The following is an 18,594-nucleotide window of genomic DNA, read 5'->3' as shown; positions in this document are numbered from 1 at the left end:
GCCTAGCCTCCCACCACCCAGCGGGCCCAGAAGCCGCCGAGCACCTCGAATTTCGCCAGGAAGGCCACCACGACGACCCAGGCCAGCGAGAGCGGCAGGAAGACCTTCCAGCCGATGCGCATCAGCTGGTCATAGCGGTAGCGCGGGGTGATCGCCTTCACCATGGCGAAGAGGAAGAAGAAGAAGGCCATCTTCGCGACCATCCACAGCGCACCGTCCGGCAGGCCCGGGATGGGCGACAACCAGCCACCGAAGAACAGCAGCGTGGTCAGCGCGCACATCAGGAAGATCGCGATGTATTCGCCCGCCATGAACAGCAGGAAGGGTGTCGCCGAGTATTCGACCTGGTAACCCGCCACCAGTTCCGATTCCGCTTCTGGCAGGTCGAAGGGCGGGCGGTTGGTTTCCGCCAGCGCGCTGATGAAGAACAGGAAAACCATCGGGAAATGCGGCAGCCAGTACCAGCCGAAGAAGCCCCATCCTGTGTCCTGCGCCTTGACGATGTCACCGAAGTTCATCGAGCCGGTCGAGAGGATCACGCCGATGATGATCAGCCCGATGGAAACCTCGTAGGAAATCATCTGCGCGGCAGAGCGCAGCGAGCCGAGGAAGGGGTATTTCGAGTTCGAGGCCCAGCCGCCCATGATCACGCCGTAGACCTCCAGCGAGGAGACGGCGAAGACATAGAGGATGGCGACGTTGAGGTCCGAGATCACCCAGCCGTCGGCAAAGGGGATCACCGCCCAGGCGATCACCGCCAGCACGAAGCTGGTCAGCGGCGCGAGGATGAAGACGGTGCGGTCGGCGCCCGCCGGGATCACCACTTCCTTGACCACGTATTTCAGCGCATCGGCCACCGATTGCAGCAGGCCCCATGTGCCCACCACGTTCGGGCCGCGCCGCATCTGCACCGCCGCCCAGATCTTGCGGTCGCCGTAGACGAGGAACAGCAGCGAGATCATGACGAAGCCCAGCACCGCAAGGCATTGCGCAAGGATGATCACGAAGGTGCCCAGGGGCGTGGAGAAAAATGTGTCCATCAGGTCCTCACACCATCGGTATTCCGCTTTCCGCGCAGGCCAAGGCGGTGACCTCCGCGTCGATTGTCTTCAGCCCCGCGGGCAGCGCGGCCGAGATCGTGTAGACCGCATCGCCGCGCCAGAGGCCAGCCTCTTCCGCGACCGTCGTGCGCAGATGCCGCGCAAAACCGTAGCCGCGAATGATCGCATATTGCGCCGCCGCGCATTCCGCGTAGCGTTCGACGTCCTCCGGGTCGCGCGCGCCGCGCATCGACACAAGGAAGCTGACGAGATCCCCGTCCAGCAGTCGCGTTTCCACGCCCTCGTAGACCGGGGTGAAGGGCAGGCTGTCCCGCGGCACCGGCTCTGCCTCGCAGGCCAGAAGCGCGCAGGCCGATACCAGCGCCGCTATGGATCTGGAAACGCTCACTCATTCCGCCGCAAGCGGGGCTTCCGCGCGCGCCTTGGCCCGGCGGCTGAGGTCAGCCATGACCTCGGACGACCGGGCGATGGGGTTGGTCAGGTAGAAATCCGCGATGGCGGTGCGGAAACTGGCATCGCCCAGCGTACCCGCGTCGAGCGGCTGCCAGGCGTTTTCCGGCACCGCGTCGATCTTCTTCAGATGCGGCACGTCCTTCACCAGCGCCTGCCGCAGCTGCGCAAGGCTGTCCCAAGGCAGCGCCGCGCCCAGTTCGGCAGAGAGCGCGCGCAGGATGGCCCAGTTCTCCTTGGCCTCACCCGGCGCGAACCCGGCGCGCAGCGCCAGTTGCGGGCGGCCTTCGGTGTTCACGAAAAGCCCGTGCTCTTCGGTCCATGCGGCGGCGGGCAGGATCACGTCGGCGCGATGCGCGCCCCGGTCGCCATGCGAGCCCTGGTAGATGACGAAGGCACCCGGGGCTATCTCGACCTCGTCGGCGCCGAGGTTGTAGATTACATCCGCCTCGGCGACGGCTTCCATGCCACGCTCTGTCGCCGCGCCCACATCCAAGGCGCCAACCCGGGCGGCGGCGGTGTGCAGGATCAGCAGCCTGGCCTGACGGGCCTCGGCGATCTGCATCGCCATGGCCAGCACCGCCGCGCCGTCCGCCTCGCCAAGGGCGCCCTGCCCGACGATGACGATGCCGCGCTCTCCCTCGCCCACAGGCTCGCTGCGCGCGAGCTCCAGATGGTCGGCCAAGGCCTTGCGGTCCGTGCCGAAGCCCTGGACGTCATAGGTCAGATCCGCGACCGGCCCGATCACGCCGACCTGCGCGCCGCGCGCCCAAGCCTTGCGGATGCGGGCGTTCAGCACCGGCGCCTCGACACGCGGGTTGCAGCCGATCAGCAGGATGCCAGTCGCCTCGTCGATATCCTCGATGCGGGCCGTCCCGACATAGGCCGAGCGGTTGCCCGCGGGCAGCTTGGCGCCATCGGTGCGGCACTCGACCACGCCGCCCTGCCCCTCGACCATCTGCTTGAGGCTGTAGGCCGCCTCGACCGGGGCCAGATCGCCGACGATCCCGGCAAGGCTCTTGGCGCCCTTGATCGCCCCGGCGGCCTTTTCCAGCGCCTCGGGCCATGTGGCGGGGCGCAGCTTGCCATTCTCGCGCACATAGGGCCGGTCCAGTCGCTGGCGGCGCAGCCCGTCCCAGACAAAGCGCGTCTTGTCGGAAATCCATTCCTCGTTCACGCCGTCATGGTTGCGCGGCAGGATCCGCATCACTTCGCGCCCCTTGGTGTCCACGCGGATCGAAGAGCCTAGCGCATCCATCACGTCGACGGTCTCTGTCTTGGTCAGTTCCCACGGGCGGGCGGTGAAGGCATAGGGCTTGGACACCAGCGCCCCCACCGGGCAGAGGTCGATGATATTGCCCTGCAGTTCGGAATCGAGCGTCTGGTTCAGGTAAGAGGTGATCTCGGCATCCTCGCCGCGCCCGGTCTGACCCATCTGGGTGATGCCCGCGACCTCTGTCGTGAAGCGCACGCAGCGGGTGCAGGAAATGCAGCGCGTCATATGCGTTTCGACCAGCGGGCCGAGATCCAGATCGTCGACGGCGCGCTTGGCCTCGCGGTAGCGCGAGAAGTCGACGCCATAGGCCATGGCCTGATCCTGAAGGTCGCATTCGCCGCCCTGATCGCAGATCGGGCAATCCAGCGGGTGGTTGATGAGCAGGAACTCCATCACCCCTTCGCGGGCCTTCTTGACCATCGGAGAGTTCGTCTTGACCTGCGGCGGCTCGCCGTCCTTGCCGGGACGCAGGTCGCGGACCTGCATCGCACAAGAGGCGGCGGGCTTCGGCGGGCCGCCCACGACCTCGACAAGGCACATGCGGCAGTTGCCCGCAATCGACAGACGCTCGTGGTAGCAGAAACGCGGCACCTCGATCCCGGCCTGCTCGCAGGCCTGAATCAGGGTCATGGCGCCATCCACTTCCAACTCGATTCCGTCGATGTTGATCTTGCGCAAATCGGACATGCTGGCGCCTTTCCAGTTCCATGGCTGGCAGCGCTCATCCGCAGATGAGCCGCGGTCGAGGGCGTTCTACCGCGCATCCCTGTCCGATACCAGATGCGCGACCGCCCAAAAGCGGGAAAAATCGACGCGGGCGCGGGTGCGGACGACCCGCACCCGCGCAATTTAACGATTTGAAAAGAATGCGGTAATTCCCGATTAAATCAGTCGGAAATACAGGGCCTCACCGCAGGAAGCTGCCCACCGGCCCGCCGCGCGCGATATCGGCCTTGCCATAGGCACACAGCGCCGCGCGATCCTTGGCATTGACGCCCTGACTGGACAGATAGGCCTCGGCCTTCTTGCGCATACGCTCCTTCTCCGCCTTCGATGTTACGTAGTCGTCGATCTCGTCGTTGGAGTACCCCATGTCCCTGGCCATCCCCTTCAGGGTGTTGAGCTGTGACATGGCCCGGACAAGGCGCGGCTCGATGCCGTCGCATTTCTTGCGGATCTCGTCAGCGATCGCGATGGCCATGAGGCCGTTGTCGATCTCGGGCACATCGCGCAGTGGCGGCTTGGCCTGCGCTTGGACAGCCGTCATGGCAAGGATCAGGGCGGCGGGAATCAGGCGCATTGGGGTGCTCCTTTGGATTGGACGTCCCCCTGAATGAAGGTCACACGCGCCGGCTATTCAATAACCGGACCCCCGACTTGTGCTTTTCGGCGGAAATTCCCCGATCAGCCGGCATCGCGGCAGGACCCGCGCAGCGTCACCGTGTTCTTCGTGATCGGCAGCGAAGAGCGCGGCGTGTCCGGCCCCACCCGCCAATCGATGTCCGAGGTGCCGTAGAAGGTGATGCAGTGGCGGATGCCTTCGTATTCGGCGGCGGCGATGGCGCCTTCCAGCGATTTCGCAACGGGGCGCGCGGTGGCGACGAAGTTCTGCCGGTCCGACCGGGCAACCGCCCGCGCGGTGCTGTTGTAGCGCTGACCGTCGAACAGCGGCTTCGAGCCCTGGCCGAAACCAAGACGCCCGCAGCCCGCCACAGAGACCACCATCAGCAAAAGACAGATCACGCGCACCATGGCTTGTTCGTTCCCTTCGCGCTCAACGCTTCGATTGCGGCAGCCCGGTGCTGCGCCGGCGCACTCTCTCCCCTGCGCGGCCCAAGGTCAAGCCGCACAGGGGGAAATCCCCGGACCCGCCGCGCGGCGCCGGGGATTTTCCGGCGCCGTGACAGAGCCAACGCGACCAGAGGCCGTCACCGCCCCGCCCTGTCCGGGGATCGCCGAAGCCCAGTGCGACCGCGTCACCGACAGGCGGACCCCCGAGACCCCGGACGACATTGCCGGAGGCAGGCCCGGAACGGACCGCGAGGACCTGCAAGCAGAGACCGGCAGCCCGTAGGCCATTCGGCCCCGCCCCGGTCAGGAGCCCTGCACGCCCGGCGTATCCAGGCAGAGGTTCCGGAAAGTCCAGACCCCGTTGGCCTGAAACCGCGATTCGGCGTCGACCGCGACGGTCAGGCCATGGTGCGCGCAGAAGGCCTTGGCCAGGTCGCGCGCCAGCGTCCGGTCCCGCGGACCAAGGCCGGGCGCCCCTTCGCTGCGGACATGCACGGTGCTTTCCGGCTCTGGCGCCGGACGGGTGAGGGCCTTCCCGGCAAGACCGATCACGCCGTCGGTGGCGCCGGTCCTGCCCTCGTATTGCGCGAAAGTCACGCCATAGGCCTGATCTTCGTAAAGCATCATATCCATCAGCCGGGCGGCGGCCTTGTCCGCCTGTGCCGTGCCGGCGAGAGTGGCGCCGCAAAGGCATGCGCCGATCAAAAGGGCCTTGGTCGTCTGGATCATCTTGCCATCTTCCCTTGCGCTGCTCGTCTACCGGACGCCCCGCATGGACCGGCCTGCGGGACCTGTCGAGGCCGGCCTGTCCGCCCCCTGGAAGGACAAGGGCCGGTTAATTTCGCCCGCTGCCCTTGACTGACATCCCCTGCGCGCCAAATCGCTTCTTCAGAAGTTGTAAGCCCCGCCCGGATCTGTCCTGTCAGGATTTCCGGGCAATGTGGCTTTGTAAAGTTACCATGACGTGAACGCGGGCCCGGCGTTGCCGTCTGCCCACATCTTGATCACATCCCGCCACACGCCCCAATAGAAGCGAAAACCCCGCCGCGCACGGCAGGGTTGTAACAGTCATTGAATAAGGCGCGGTCTATCCCGGGAAAGCGCGGTTATTCCGCAGCAACCGCGCTGACGCGACCGGCCTTCTGCGCCTTGATGCGGTCCTCGATCTCGTCCCGGAAGTTGCGGATCAGACCCTGGATCGGCCAGGCCGCCGCGTCGCCGAGCGCGCAGATGGTATGGCCCTCGACCTGCTTGGTCACGTCGAAGAGCATGTCGATTTCCTCGACCTCGGCCTCGCCGCGCACCAGCCGGTCCATCACGCGCATCATCCAGCCCGTGCCCTCGCGGCAGGGCGTGCACTGGCCGCAGCTTTCGTGCTTGTAGAATTTCGCCAGCCGCCAGATCGCCTTGATGATGTCGGTGGACTGATCCATCACGATCACCGCCGCCGTGCCAAGGCCCGACCCCAGCTCGCCGCGCAGGTAGTCGAAATCCATCACCGCATCGCGCATCTTCTCGCCGCGCACGCAGGGCACCGAAGAGCCGCCGGGGATCACCGCCTTGAGGTTGTCCCAGCCGCCGCGAATGCCGCCGCAATGCTTCTCGATCAGTTCCTCGAAGGAAATCGACATGGCCTCTTCGACGACGCAGGGCCGGTTCACGTGGCCCGAGATGGCAAAGAGCTTGGTGCCCGCGTTGTTCTGGCGCCCGAAGCTGGCGAACCACTCCGGCCCGCGCCGCAGGATCGTCGGCACCACGGCAATCGATTCGACGTTGTTCACCGTGGTCGGGCAGCCGTACAGCCCCGCCCCCGCCGGGAACGGCGGTTTCATCCGGGGCATGCCCTTCCTGCCCTCAAGGCTTTCCAGCAGCGCGGTTTCCTCGCCGCAGATATAGGCGCCCGCACCGTGATGCAGGAAGAGTTCGAAGTCGTAGCCCGAGCCGCAGGCATTCGGGCCGATCAGACCGTCCTCATAGGCCTCATCGATGGCGCGTTGCAGCGCCTCGCGCTCGCGGATGTATTCGCCACGGATGTAGATGTAGCAGGCATGGGCCTGCATCGCGAAGCTGGCGATCAGGCAGCCTTCGATCAGCGTATGCGGATCGTGGCGCATGATCTCGCGGTCCTTGCAGGTGCCGGGCTCGGATTCGTCCGCGTTCACCACCAGATAGGCCGGGCGACCGTCCGATTCCTTGGGCATGAAGGACCATTTCAACCCGGTCGGGAAACCCGCCCCGCCGCGACCGCGCAGGCCAGAGGCCTTCATCTGGTCGACGATCCAGTCCCGCCCCTTGTCGAGGATGCCCGCAGTGCCGTCCCAATGGCCGCGCTTCTTGGCGCCTGCCAGCGTTCGGTCGTGCATCCCGTAGAGGTTGGTAAAGATCCGGTCCTGGTCCTGAAGCATCTGTTAATCCTCATGTTCCCGGCGATCCCGCCACAAACCGTATATCATCCAAATCGCCCAGATGAAGCCCGCCCCGGCGGCAAGATCCATAAAAGCGCGCAGACGCTGGCTGAGTTCCAGCATCTGCCCGATGATCGTCGCAGCGATCCAGAACAGGCCGGTCCCCGCAATGACCAGCGCGATCATGCGTCCGCGCCGGTTGAAGTCCTTGTTATCCGCCATTGCCGCGCGTCAGGTCACTTGGCCAGCGCGGCGGCCTGAGCCACCCAGCCGTTGCGCGAGGCCCGGCCCCGCACGCCCGGCAGGTTCTCGTCGACCCAGGCCACATTGGCCTCTGTCCAGGCGGCGATCTGGCTGTAGTGCCAGATGCCCTGCGCGTTCAGCGCCTCGGCCAGCTTCGGGCCAACACCGTTGAGCGCGGTCAGATCGTCCGCCTCGCCCTTGGGCGCGGCCAGCTTCACCGGCTCGACGAAGGCCGCGACCGCGGTCTCGGTCGCCTTGGCGGCGGCGACCGGAGTTGCCGGAGCCTTGGCCGCCTGGGCCTGCGCCGGGGCGGCGGGTTCTGCCTTGGCGGCGGCGGGTTTGGCGGCTGGCGCCGCCGGTGTCGCGGCGGGCTTGACCGGCGCGGCGGCCGGTTTCACGGAGGTGGCAGGTTTGGTTTCGACGGGCTTCGCCTCGGCGGCGGGCGCCGTGACGGCCGCCTTTGCCTGCGGTTCTGGCGCGGGCGCGGCCAGCTTCGTCACAGCCTCGGCCATTTCGGCATCGGCCTCGGTCTTCTCGGCAGCGGCCTCGATCACCGCCTCGGCCCTCTCGGCAACCCGGCGCGCTTCCTTGACCACCTCATCGACGGTCGAGGGTGCCTCGGGCATGGCCTTGACGGCGGTCGGGTTCGACACGCACAGCCCGGCGCGCATCAGGCCGTAGGGCGTCGGCATGCCCTTCCAGGGCAGCATCGCCAGTTCCAGCATTTTCTGGGTCGTCTCGACGGCGAAAACGGTCTGCATCGCCATCATCCTGACCACCGGGGAATAGTCGGGGGTCATGGTGAAATACGGGGTCTTCATGGTCACTCCATCGCTCCACATGCGGGATCGACACGCGCGAAGGCGCGCGCCGGTTCAAGCGCCGTTCCTCCCCAACAGTGCCCGTATGGGAGGCCTCGCACAGGATCGGTTCCCGTGCAAGGCATGGCGTTGTCGCAGGGTCAGTAGACGTCCCCGTCGTCGACACGCCTTGAAAATTCGGTATCGCCCCCGGCGGCGAGGATCCTGGCCTGATCGACCCATCGGTCGCGCGACACGCGCCCCCGGAAGCCTTCAAGGTTGGCGTCCATCCACGCCACCTCTTCGGCGGTCCAATTGGCGATCTGGTCGAAGTGATAGATGCCCAGACTGTGGCACAGGGCTTCGAGCTTTGGCCCGATCCCCTTGATTTCCTTCAGGTTATCCGGCCCGCCCGCGCGCGCGCCCTCCAGCATGGCGGGTTTGCTGCCCTCGTCCGTCCCGTCCTGCACACCATCCCTGTCGTCGCCGGGGGTCCCGGCGCCGTCCAGGGCCGTGCGGTCAGAGGGGCCTTCGTATCGCCACGCCCCCTTGCGGCTGGCAAGCTCCTGCTGACCTGCCAGCGCTTTACTCGGTTTGACCAGAATGCGGGCATCCTGCGGATCGGCGGCAGAGGCCGAAGCCAGTGCGGAAGCGGGCTCTTCGGCAGCCGTCGCGGCCTGCTCTGGTACGGGATCCGCAGCCGGGACCGTTTCGGCGGCGGGTTCGGAGCCGCGTTCGTATGTCCATGTGCCCTTGCGGCTGTCGAGATCGGCCTCGCCCGCCAGCGCGGCGCTGGGTTTCACCCGCGATCCGGTCTGGCCGGCGCTTTCAGCGGCCCCTGCCGCCGCCACCGGTTCCGGGGCCGGGTCAGGGTCCGCCCGCGGCGCATCCTGCGCGGCGCCGTCACCCGCAAGCGCGGTTCCCGCTGCGGCCGCGCCCACCGCCGACGCGGCGCCCGCCGCCCCCGCCGCGGTGGCCGAACCGGAAGAGGCCGCCGCCGAGGTCGGGGCGGTGACCGGGGCCGCGGGCGCGGCCTCACGCGGTGCCGGGGCCGCCTTGCTGTCGGCACAGAAAAGCCACGTGAAGAGGAAGCCCAGCAGGACCGCCGCCAGAATGCCAAGCACCGCCGCCGCCGCGAAAGACTTGTCGCCCGCCGTCAGCAGCATGAGGAAGGTCAACGCGCCGATGATTGCCGCAAGCCCCCAGCACCGCGTGGTGCAGCCTTCTCCTGAATGTGCCATTCCACTCTCTCCCTGTTCTGTCGGTTTGGCTAAAGTTTGCACAAACCTAGACAGGTTGGGAAAGGGAAAGAAATCAGGCTTTGGTCTCGTTCGACAGGTCGCGGGCCTGGGCGATCCACTCGTCCCGGGTCACGCGGCCCTTGAAGCCTTCGAGGTTGTCATCGACCCAAGCGACTTCTTCGCCGGTCCAGGCCGCGATCTGGTCGAAGTGATAGAACCCCATAGAGTGCAAAAGCTTTTCCAGCTTCGGCCCGACACCCTTGATGCGCTTGAGGTCGTCGGGTTTGCCGCCGCGAGGGCCGTCGATGCCCTGCGGTTTCGTCCCGGACGAAGCCTCTTCCGCCGCGCCTTCGCTGGCCTCTGCCGGTTCCGACTTGCCTTCGGGGCGACCGGGGCGATCCGCCGGATGCTCGCGCTTGTCGATGCCGGTGGCATCCGCCGGGCGTCCCTGCGACAGATCCGGCCCGCCCTGGGGTTCCGCATCGCCACGGCGGCCCGACTGGTCGGTCCAGGGCGCGTCCAGCGGCACCTCGGTGCCGTCGATGCGCTTGATCGTGTCGCCGATGTCATGCGCCAGCTGGGCGCTGGCGTTCAGTGTGATCGAGCCGTTCACGAACTCGGTCAGCGTGGTGATCCCGCCCTCGGGCTCGGAGGCGAAGCGCCCGTTCTGCGGACCCACCTGCGGCACTTTCCCGGCGGCGAGATCGTCCAGCAGCGCGCCCAGCTTCTCGGCGGTCAGGTCCTCGTAGTAATCCTTGCCGATCTGCGCCATCGGCGCATTGGCGCAGGCCCCGAGGCATTCCACCTCTTCCCACGAGAAGCGGCCATCGGCGGACAATTCGTGCGGACGCTCGGCAATCTTCTCGCGGCAGACCGCGACCAGATCCTCTGCCCCGCAGATCATGCAGGAGGTGGTGCCGCAGATCTGGATATGTGCCAGCGCGCCGACCGGCTGAAGCTGGAACATGAAATAGAAGGAGGCCACCTCGAGCGCGCGAATATAGGCCATGTCGAGCATGTCCGCGATGGTCTCGATGGCGGGCCGGGTCAGCCAGCCCTCCTGTTCCTGCGCGCGCCACAGCAGCGGGATGATCGCGCTAGCCTGCCGCCCGGCGGGATACTTGGTGATCTGCTCCTGCGCCCAAGCCATGTTGGCATCGGTGAAGGCGAAAGAGGCGGGTTGTTCGGGGTGCAGGCGTCTTAGCATCGGCGGAAACTCATGCAGGTTGCTTCGGGATCGAACCTGGCGCTCGGCACCGCCGCCAGTTCACACATCATGTCGGTCAGGAAGGCCGACCCGGGCCGCGGCGCAAGGCCCCGGGCTGGCCCGCCCGCGCGCCCCCACCGGGGGAGGAAAGGGAAAGAGCTTTCGACGGCGCGCAAAGCATGGCGCAGTGCCCCCCCGGCCAGACGGGCAGAGCGCCGTTGCGCCGCCACGGGCCGCGCGGCGAAGGCCGGCCCGGCCAGACCAGAGGCAAAGCGAAGCGTCATGGTCCCTTCCCTTCCCGGGCGGTCAGCCCGCCTGCGCCACCTGTTCAACCGCCGGGGCAGCCTCCGGCGTGCAGGCCCCCGACACAAGCCGGATGCCGCCGTTCGACAGGTTCACCGCGTTCTTCTGCGTAACGCGGTACTGGGCGACCTCGATCACCTTTTCGCGCGGCAGGCCGGTCTGAAGCTCCACGGGCAGATAGTCGCTGCTGTCCACCAGATCGCAGCCGATCGAGGCCACGGCGGCGTCGAACGTGGCAAGGTCCTGATCGGTCACGCCTTCGGGCGCGATGCATCCAGCAAGAGCCCCGGCAAGCGCCAGCGCAAGGAATCGAGTCTTCATCTTGGTCTTGTCCCTCATGTCCCGCCGCGTCTTTTGCCGCACGGCTCCGTCCCTTGTCCTTACGGGCAATCGGCCAGCCGCGCCACCCGTGCCTCGCGATCCAACGTGATCCGGCCCTGATCGATCATCCGTTCCGCGGCGTCCTCGGTGATCTCGCCGATCTCGTCCACGGCCTCGGCAGACAGAAGCCCGCCAAAGCCCGCCTGATCCGCCACCCGCTCTGCCAGCGATCTCAGGAAGGCGTCTTCGGCATCGCCGCCCATCGGCACGGCGCAGGCGTAATCCTCGCGCATGGTCGCCTCGATCGCGGGCATGAAGGCCACCTCGGGCATGGCGTCGAGCGCCGCAAGGAAATCCTCTTCGGTGCTGGCCGTGGCCATCCGCGAGGCCTGGTAGGCCTCGACCGCCGAGGGTCCGAGGATCGGCAGGCAGACCTGGAAATACAGGTAGGTTTCGCCCTCTGCGTCATCGACCTCGCAGTAGAAGGTGTTGCCGTCGTTCTTCAGGATCAGCCCGTCGTCGGCGGTGCCGATCACCTCGAAGCCGAGCCTGTCGTCGAACTGCGGCAGGCCTTGCGCCGTGGCGGCTCCCGCCAGAAGGGCAAGGGCAAGGGTCGCGCGGATCATCTGTCGATCTCCCCGAAGACGACGTCCATGGTGCCGATGATCGCCGCCACATCCGCCAGTTGGTGGCCAGAGGCCACGTGATCCATCGCCTGCAAGTGCAGGAACCCGGGCGCGCGCAGCTTGGCGCGATAGGGCTTGTTGGTGCCATCCGCCACGAGGTAGACGCCGAATTCGCCCTTGGGCGCCTCGACGGCGCAATAGACCTCTCCCTCGGGGACGTGGAAGCCTTCGGTGTAAAGCTTGAAGTGGTGGATGAGCGCCTCCATCGAGGTCTTCATCTCGGCCCGTTTCGGCGGGGTGATCTTGCCCCGCGACAGGATATCGCCCTGCCCCTCCGGCGCGCGCAGCTTCTCGATGGCCTGATGGATGATCTTCACGCTTTCGCGCATCTCGGCCATGCGGCAGAGGTAGCGGTCGTAACAGTCGCCGTTCTTGCCGACCGGGATCTTGAAGTCGAACTCGTCGTAGCATTCGTAGGGCTGGGCACGCCGCAGATCCCAGGCCAGGCCCGAGCCACGCACCATGACGCCGGAAAAGCCCCACTCGTTGATCTCGGCCTCTGTCACCACGCCGATATCGGCGTTGCGCTGCTTGAAGATGCGGTTCTCGGTCAGCAGGCCGTCGATGTCATCCAGCTTGGCCGGGAAGTCCCGGGCCCAGTCCTCGATGTCGTCGATCAGCTTGGGCGGCAGATCCTGATGCACGCCGCCGGGGCGGAAATAAGCCGAGTGCAACCGCGCGCCGCAGGCCCGCTCGTAGAAGATCATCAGCTTCTCGCGTTCCTCGAAACCCCAGAGCGGCGGCGTCAGCGCGCCCACGTCCATGGCCTGCGTGGTCACATTCAGCAGGTGGTTCAGGATGCGCCCGATCTCGCTGTAAAGCACCCGGATCAGGCTGGCGCGGCGCGGCACCGGCGTGCCGGTGAGCTTCTCGATGGCAAGGCACCAGGCGTGTTCCTGGTTCATCGGCGCGACGTAATCGAGCCGGTCGAAATAGGGCAGGTTCTGCAGGTAGGTCCGGCTCTCCATGAGCTTTTCCGTGCCCCGATGCAGCAGGCCGATATGCGGGTCGCAGCGCTCGACGATCTCGCCGTCCAGCTCCAGCACCAGCCGCAGAACCCCGTGCGCCGCAGGGTGTTGCGGGCCGAAGTTGATGTTGAAGTTGCGGATCTTCTGCTCGCCCGTCAGGGCGTCATCGAAGCCTTTGGAGCCGTCCATCTTACCTGGCCTCGCTGTCTGAACCGCGCCGTTCACGCGCAACTGCAGGATCTTCGACCGAAGATCCTGCCTCCGGAAGATCTCTCGGACGAGAGATCTTCGCTTCCCTGCCGCCGATCATTTTTGCACCTCCCCCTTCTCGTCGCCGGGCAGCACGTATTGCGCGCCTTCCCAGGGGGACATGAAATCGAACTGCCGGTATTCCTGCACCAGCGACACCGGCTCGTAGACCACGCGCTTCTGCTCTTCGTCGTAGCGCACCTCGGTGTAGCCCGTGGTCGGGAAGTCCTTGCGCAGCGGGTGGCCGCGGAACCCGTAGTCGGTCAGGATGCGGCGCAGGTCCGGGTGCCCCGAGAACAGGATGCCGAACATGTCGTAGACCTCGCGCTCGAACCAGTTGGCCGAGGGGTGGACCGAGACGATGGAGGGCACCATTTCCTCTTCGCGCACCGAGACCCGCAGGCGGATGCGGTGGTTCTGGTACATCGACAGGAAGTGATACACCACGTCGAAGCGTTTCGGCCGCGCCGGGTAGTCGACGGCGGTGATATCCACCAGCGTCGAGAAGCGGCAGGTCGGGTCGTTGCGCAGGAATTCCACCAGCCCGCGAATATTCGCGGGCGCCACATCGACGTTCAGCTCGCCATGGGTCACGTCGTGGCCGATCACGCAGTCCGGGCGCTTGACCTCGATATGGCCGCCGAGTTCCAAAAGGGCTTGGGTCATGTCACGTCCTTCCGGCGCCCTTCAGCGCACGATTGTCCCGGTGCGGCGGATCTTCTTTTGCAGCGCCATGATGCCGTAGACCAGCGCCTCTGCCGTCGGGGGGCAGCCGGGCACGTAGATGTCCACCGGCACGATGCGGTCGCAGCCGCGCACCACGCTGTAGCTGTAATGGTAGTAGCCCCCGCCATTCGCGCAGGACCCCATGGAGATCACGTAGCGCGGTTCCGGCATCTGGTCGTAGACCTTGCGCAGGGCCGGGGCCATCTTGTTGGTCAGCGTGCCGGCCACGATCATCAGGTCCGACTGGCGCGGAGAGGCGCGCGGTGCCACGCCGAAGCGTTCCAGATCGTAGCGCGGCATGGACGAATGCATCATCTCGACCGCGCAGCAGGCCAACCCGAAGGTCATCCAGTGCAAAGACCCGGTGCGCGCCCAGTTGATGATGTCCTCGGTCGAGGTCACAAGGAAACCCTTGTCCTGCAACTCGCGGTTCAGGGTCTGGGTCGCCACCTCGCGGTCGGGGCCCGCCGTATTGGTGCCGTAAGGCGCCAGCGCCGAGGGGCCGGCCTTCACACGGTCGGTTTGCGGGCCTGTGCCCTGCACCTGCGTGACCATCGGCTCGTTGTCCCTCACTCCCATTCCAGCGCCCCCTTCTTCCATTCGTAGGCAAAGCCCGCCGTCAGCACGCCCAGGAAGATCATCATCGACCAGAAGGCCGCCATCGAGATCTCGCCGAAGGCCACCGCCCAGGGGAAGAGGAAGGCGATTTCCAGATCGAAGATGATGAAGAGGATCGCCACGAGGTAGAAGCGCACGTCGAATTTCATCCGCGCGTCGTCGAAGGCGTTGAAGCCGCATTCGTAGGCCGACACCTTCTCGGGGTCGGGGCGGCGCACCGCCAGGACCACGGCGGCGAGGATCAGGACGACCCCAAGGCCCACGGCCACGGCAAGGAACACGAGGATGGGAAGATATTCCCGAAGCATCTCTTCCAAGAGGTGGCTCCCATTCATCATCCGGGGGCCATGGAGTCACGCGCCCGGACTGGTTGCATCGGTGGCTCGTCTTGCGGTGTAAACCCGTGTCCCGGTGCGGTCAATATTCGCCCCTGCGAAACATCGCCCCACGTGGTCTTGCCGCCCGCGATGGAACCCTGTTTTCCACCAAGACGTTAACGCATGGCAACCGACACCCCGAAAGGGAGTTTACCATGCCCCGCGACGGCCCCGCCAGGACCGCCCGCCTGTACCGGATGGTCATGCCCGACCACCTCTGCCCCTTCGGCCTGAAATCGAAATGGCTGCTGGAGCGCAATGGCTATGACGTCGAAGACCATCGCCTGACCACCCGGGCAGAGACGGACCGCTTCATGGCGCAACACGGGGTGGAAACCACGCCTCAGACCTTCATCGGCGACAAGAGGGTCGGCGGCTATGAAGATGTCCGGCGCTTCTTCGGGCAAACACCTCAGGCGGACAAGGACACCAGCTACACCCCCGTGATCGCCGTCTTCGCCATGGCGGCGCTGATGGGCCTTGCGGCGGGCTGGGCCGGGGCGCTGGGATGGGCGGGCACGCTGCGCGCCGTGCTTGCGATGGCCATGGCGCTGCTGGCGGTGCAGAAACTGCGCGACGTCGAAAGTTTCTCGATCATGTTCCTGAACTACGACCTGCTGGCGCGGCGCTGGGTGCCCTATGGCTACCTCTACCCCTTCGCCGAGGGCGGCGCGGCGGTCCTGATGCTGGCGGGCGTGCTGCCCTGGCTGTCGGGGCCTGTGGCCCTGTTCATCGGCACAGTGGGCGCGGTCAGCGTCTTCAAGGCGGTCTACATCGACAGGCGCGCACTGAAATGCGCCTGCATGGGCGGCAACTCCAACGTGCCGCTGGGCTTTGTCTCGCTGACCGAAAACCTGGTGATGGTGGCGATGGGCCTGTGGATTCTGGCGACGCTGGCCTGAGCCGGTCAGTCCCCGCCAGCCCAGGGCGCGGGCCGCTTGTCGAAGAAGGCCGCGATGCCCGCGCGCGCCTCGTCGGTCTCCCAGCGGTCGGCAAGCGCGTCGATGGCCGCCTCCACGGCGCCCGCATCGATCCCGCCCGACAGCCGCCGCAGCAAGGCCTTGCCGTCGCGCACCGCCCCCGGCGCGCAGCTCAGGTAGGGCGCGACCTCGTCCTCGACCGCCGCGTCCAGCGCATCCGCCGCCACCACCCGGTTCAGCAACCCCAGCCGCCGCGCATCCCCTGCCCCGAACAGGCGGGCGTTCATGAAGACCTCTGCGGCGTTGACCGCGCCCATGCGGGCCACCACGTAGGGCCCGATATTGGCGGGGATCAGGCCCAGCTTCACCTCGGTCAGCCCCATCTTCAGGCTGTCGGCGCCCACCGCCACGTCACAGACCGAGACCAGCCCGACCCCGCCGCCGAAGGCATTGCCCTGCACCCGCGCGATCAGCGGCTGCGGCAGCGCGTAAAGCGCCCCCAGCGCATGGGCGATGCGCGCCGATTCCGCCCGCCGCGTGGCGCGGTCCATGGCGAATTGCGCCTGCATCCAGCCAAGATCGCCCCCGGCACAGAAGCTGCGCCCCTCCGCCGCAAGGACCACCACGCGGACGCCGTCGTCGCGGGCCAGCGCCTGGGCCGCATCCTGCAGTTCGGTCATCATCTGCGCCGACAGCGCATTGTGCTTCTCGGCCCGTGCCAGCCAGAGCGTCGCCACCCCGCGCCCGTCGCGATCCACCCGGATCAGATCCATGTCAGTTCTCCCTCATCCTCTCGGCAATGCGCGCGACGGCCTCTTCCAGTGCCACCGCACCCGTATCGATATGCAGATCGGCCCCGTCGAAGGGGCTCCAGTCGCGGGCCATGACCGCCGCCCAGTCCGGCAGCCCCAGCCCCGGCACCCCGGGCGCCCGCCCCTCGACCCGCGCCCTGTGCTTGTCCCGGTCGGCACAGGTCAGGGCCACGTCCAGATGCCGCGCCCCGGTCCGGGCCGAGACCGCCTGCCAGCCCGCCCGGGTTTCGGCCAGGGGGTTCACGCAGTCGGCCACCACGTCGAAGCCCTGCTCCAGCGCCGCGGCGGCCACCGCCTGCAGGGCCGCATAGCCCCCGTCGGCCAGGTCGCCCACGACGGTCATGTGGCTGTCGCGCATCGCTTGTTCGACGGCGTCGACCCGCAGCCAAAGCGCCCCGACCCGCGCCGCCAGATGCCGCGCAATGGTGCTCTTTCCCGTGCCCGGCAGACCCGAGAGACAGACCAGCGTCACGGTCATGGTGCCTCCCACTCGGACCGGCCCGCCGCGCGCCAGTCCGCCAGCAGCCAGCCCATGCGGTCGATGAACCAGAACTTGGGAAGCGCCGCCAGCGCGCCGCCCAGCACCACCCAATCCAGCCGCAGGGTCCAAAGTCCGGCTGCAAAGACAAGCGCCCCCGGCAGGCCGGCCAGTGCCAGAAGCCGGGCCATCCGGCGATGGGCCTTGGGAATGGCGTCGGGGAAACTGACAAGGATGCGCTCGCCGAGAACGCCGCGCGCCATCCATCCGTCGAAACGGCGCGGCGCGGGGAACAGGCGCGGGTTCAGCCAGAGCCAGAGCGCCACCAGCACGCAGGGGATCAGCGCCGCCCAGCCCAGCCAGACCCGGCTCCAGACGGCCAGCGCGATCAGCGGCAGCCCCGTCGCCGCGCGGCTCCAGCCCGACCAGGGGTTGGCATGGCGGCGCCAGGTGGCATCGTCCATCGCGAAGGCCTGCGCCACGCCGCGTAGTATCATGCTCTCCTCCCGTCCCCCGTCCGATCCACCGGCATCCCGATGCGAAGCGAAGCCGCTTCCAATCGCAGGGACGACCGGCCCGACACACAGACCCCGCGCCCCGTCACCCGGCCCCACCTCAGCCCCCGGTGTCCACCCCGCCTGGCCAAACGCGTGGCCCGACCATGCAGCGCTTTGCCCTGCGCCGCCTCGCCATGGCATGCCCGCACCCGGCCCATGCCTCTCAGCCGCCAGCCGCCCCGCAAGGCCACGTCAGCCGGTCCGCATCCGCACCGCCATGCGCGCCGCCTCGGCCAGCACCGCGCCGTCCAGCCCGGTCTGGTAGCCAAGCGCCGCCAGGCGCTCGGCCACCGCCTCGGTCGCCACATTGCCCGCCGCGCCCGGCGCATAGGGGCAACCGCCCAGCCCGCCCACGGCGGCATCGAAGACCCGCAGCCCCCGGGCAAGCGAGACCTCGACATTGTCCAGCGCCCGCCCGGCGGTATCGTGAAAATGCCCGGCAAGGCGATCCGCCCCGATCTCTCCCAGCACCGTCGCCAGCATGGCATCGACGGCCTCGGGCGTGCCGCGACCGATGGTATCGCCCAGCGAAACCTCGTAGCAGCCCAGGTCGCGCAGGGCCGCCACCACCCGGGCCACGGCGCCGGGCGCCACCGCGCCATCGTAGGGGCATTCGACCACGCAGGACACGTAGCCCCGCACCGGCAGCCCGGCCGCGCGCGCCGCCTCGACCACCGGCCCGAAGCGCTCCAGCGACTCGGCGACAGAGGCGTTGATGTTGGCGCGGCTGAACCCCTCCGAGGCGGAGCCGAAAATCGCCACCTCGTCCGCCCGCGCCGCGATTGCCCGCTCCAGCCCCTTCAGGTTCGGCGTCAGGGCCGCGTAGGACACGCCCGGCGCACGGGCGATTGCCGCCAGAACCGCGTCGGAATCGGCCATCTGCGGCACCCATTTCGGGCTGACGAAGGACGCGCATTCGATCCGCCGGAACCCCGCCAGCGACAGGCAATCCACCAGCGCAACCTTTTCCGACGCCGGGATCATCCGCGCCTCGTTCTGCAAACCGTCCCGGGGTCCGACCTCGAAGATCTCGACCGCCCGGCTCATTGCCCTGCCCGCGCCATGCCCATGCCGCCCCCTTTCGTCACCGCGACGCCCGCGCCCT

The 18,594-nt window shown here is 67.4% G+C and carries 22 protein-coding genes; 1 reads left to right on the top strand and 21 read right to left on the bottom strand.

The annotated features are described in order from the left end of the window. Positions 1–2 precede the first annotated feature (2 nt). The 17 genes from nuoH to ACN5KJ_RS02615 form a co-directional block, all read right to left on the bottom strand. Complete coding sequence (nuoH, locus tag ACN5KJ_RS02695) at positions 3–1,040, bottom strand: NADH-quinone oxidoreductase subunit NuoH (RefSeq protein WP_418591953.1); 1,038 nt, start codon at positions 1,038–1,040, stop codon at positions 3–5. Between the two features lie 7 nt (positions 1,041–1,047). After that, positions 1,048–1,401: a hypothetical protein gene (locus ACN5KJ_RS02690; protein WP_347168051.1), complete on the bottom strand. Its 354-nt coding sequence runs from the start codon at positions 1,399–1,401 to the stop codon at positions 1,048–1,050. A 48-nt stretch (positions 1,402–1,449) separates the two neighbouring features. After that, on the bottom strand, positions 1,450–3,474 hold the full coding sequence (gene nuoG / locus ACN5KJ_RS02685; RefSeq protein ID WP_418591952.1) for an NADH-quinone oxidoreductase subunit NuoG: 2,025 nt from the start codon (positions 3,472–3,474) through the stop codon (positions 1,450–1,452). Positions 3,475–3,694: 220 nt separating this feature from the next. Further along, positions 3,695–4,087, bottom strand: coding sequence for a DUF5333 domain-containing protein (locus ACN5KJ_RS02680; protein WP_418591951.1), 393 nt, complete (start codon positions 4,085–4,087; stop codon positions 3,695–3,697). 104 nt (positions 4,088–4,191) lie between these two features. Next, positions 4,192–4,539 carry a hypothetical protein gene (locus ACN5KJ_RS02675; protein ID WP_347167446.1) on the bottom strand — a complete coding sequence of 116 codons (348 nt, stop codon included), beginning with the start codon at positions 4,537–4,539 and terminating at the stop codon, positions 4,192–4,194. A 342-nt stretch (positions 4,540–4,881) separates the two neighbouring features. Beyond that, positions 4,882–5,307, bottom strand: coding sequence for a hypothetical protein (locus ACN5KJ_RS02670; RefSeq protein ID WP_347167445.1), 426 nt, complete (start codon positions 5,305–5,307; stop codon positions 4,882–4,884). Positions 5,308–5,684: 377 nt separating this feature from the next. Further along, positions 5,685–6,983, bottom strand: coding sequence for an NADH-quinone oxidoreductase subunit NuoF (nuoF, locus tag ACN5KJ_RS02665; protein ID WP_347167444.1), 1,299 nt, complete (start codon positions 6,981–6,983; stop codon positions 5,685–5,687). 3 nt (positions 6,984–6,986) lie between these two features. Then, positions 6,987–7,205: a DUF5337 domain-containing protein gene (locus ACN5KJ_RS02660; RefSeq protein ID WP_347167443.1), complete on the bottom strand. Its 219-nt coding sequence runs from the start codon at positions 7,203–7,205 to the stop codon at positions 6,987–6,989. Between the two features lie 14 nt (positions 7,206–7,219). After that, positions 7,220–8,053 (bottom strand): hypothetical protein, encoded by an 834-nt coding sequence (locus tag ACN5KJ_RS02655; RefSeq protein ID WP_418591950.1) that lies wholly within the window; start codon positions 8,051–8,053, stop codon positions 7,220–7,222. A gap of 134 nt (positions 8,054–8,187) precedes the next feature. Continuing rightward, positions 8,188–9,267 (bottom strand): endonuclease, encoded by a 1,080-nt coding sequence (locus ACN5KJ_RS02650; RefSeq protein WP_418591949.1) that lies wholly within the window; start codon positions 9,265–9,267, stop codon positions 8,188–8,190. A gap of 73 nt (positions 9,268–9,340) precedes the next feature. Further along, complete coding sequence (locus ACN5KJ_RS02645; RefSeq protein WP_418591948.1) at positions 9,341–10,474, bottom strand: NADH-quinone oxidoreductase subunit E; 1,134 nt, start codon at positions 10,472–10,474, stop codon at positions 9,341–9,343. Positions 10,475–10,780: 306 nt separating this feature from the next. Then, positions 10,781–11,116 carry a hypothetical protein gene (locus ACN5KJ_RS02640; protein ID WP_418591947.1) on the bottom strand — a complete coding sequence of 112 codons (336 nt, stop codon included), beginning with the start codon at positions 11,114–11,116 and terminating at the stop codon, positions 10,781–10,783. Positions 11,117–11,157: 41 nt separating this feature from the next. Next, positions 11,158–11,724: a hypothetical protein gene (locus ACN5KJ_RS02635; RefSeq protein ID WP_418591946.1), complete on the bottom strand. Its 567-nt coding sequence runs from the start codon at positions 11,722–11,724 to the stop codon at positions 11,158–11,160. Beyond that, complete coding sequence (locus ACN5KJ_RS02630; RefSeq protein WP_418591945.1) at positions 11,721–12,941, bottom strand: NADH-quinone oxidoreductase subunit D; 1,221 nt, start codon at positions 12,939–12,941, stop codon at positions 11,721–11,723. Before ACN5KJ_RS02630 ends, ACN5KJ_RS02635 begins: the two co-directional genes overlap by 4 nt. Before the next feature lie 117 nt (positions 12,942–13,058). Further along, on the bottom strand, positions 13,059–13,667 hold the full coding sequence (locus tag ACN5KJ_RS02625; RefSeq protein WP_206564859.1) for an NADH-quinone oxidoreductase subunit C: 609 nt from the start codon (positions 13,665–13,667) through the stop codon (positions 13,059–13,061). A 21-nt stretch (positions 13,668–13,688) separates the two neighbouring features. Further along, positions 13,689–14,306 carry a NuoB/complex I 20 kDa subunit family protein gene (locus tag ACN5KJ_RS02620; RefSeq protein WP_418591944.1) on the bottom strand — a complete coding sequence of 206 codons (618 nt, stop codon included), beginning with the start codon at positions 14,304–14,306 and terminating at the stop codon, positions 13,689–13,691. Continuing rightward, the gene (locus tag ACN5KJ_RS02615) at positions 14,297–14,662 is read right to left on the bottom strand and encodes an NADH-quinone oxidoreductase subunit A (RefSeq protein WP_206564858.1); all 366 of its coding nucleotides are present in this window, start codon (positions 14,660–14,662) and stop codon (positions 14,297–14,299) included. The genes ACN5KJ_RS02620 and ACN5KJ_RS02615 overlap by 10 nt, the downstream gene beginning before the upstream one ends. Before the next feature lie 215 nt (positions 14,663–14,877). Between ACN5KJ_RS02615 and ACN5KJ_RS02610 the strand changes: the two genes are divergently transcribed. Continuing rightward, positions 14,878–15,624 (top strand): MauE/DoxX family redox-associated membrane protein, encoded by a 747-nt coding sequence (locus ACN5KJ_RS02610; RefSeq protein WP_418591943.1) that lies wholly within the window; start codon positions 14,878–14,880, stop codon positions 15,622–15,624. Between the two features lie 5 nt (positions 15,625–15,629). Here the strand turns inward: ACN5KJ_RS02610 and ACN5KJ_RS02605 are convergent, their stop codons facing one another. From ACN5KJ_RS02605 to ACN5KJ_RS02590, 4 genes are all read right to left on the bottom strand, one after another. Next, positions 15,630–16,415: a crotonase/enoyl-CoA hydratase family protein gene (locus ACN5KJ_RS02605; RefSeq protein ID WP_418591942.1), complete on the bottom strand. Its 786-nt coding sequence runs from the start codon at positions 16,413–16,415 to the stop codon at positions 15,630–15,632. Position 16,416: 1 nt separating this feature from the next. After that, positions 16,417–16,932 carry an AAA family ATPase gene (locus ACN5KJ_RS02600; RefSeq protein WP_418591941.1) on the bottom strand — a complete coding sequence of 172 codons (516 nt, stop codon included), beginning with the start codon at positions 16,930–16,932 and terminating at the stop codon, positions 16,417–16,419. Next, entirely contained in the window at positions 16,929–17,429 is a 501-nt protein-coding gene (locus ACN5KJ_RS02595) for a DUF6653 family protein (protein WP_418591940.1), read from the bottom strand. Before ACN5KJ_RS02595 ends, ACN5KJ_RS02600 begins: the two co-directional genes overlap by 4 nt. Positions 17,430–17,681: 252 nt before the next feature. Then, positions 17,682–18,536: a hydroxymethylglutaryl-CoA lyase gene (locus ACN5KJ_RS02590; protein ID WP_418591939.1), complete on the bottom strand. Its 855-nt coding sequence runs from the start codon at positions 18,534–18,536 to the stop codon at positions 17,682–17,684. Positions 18,537–18,594: the final 58 nt, after the last annotated feature.

The sequence above is a fragment of the Ponticoccus sp. (in: a-proteobacteria) genome (genome assembly GCF_048381735.1).
This window is presented reverse-complemented; position numbering and strand designations above follow the sequence as displayed.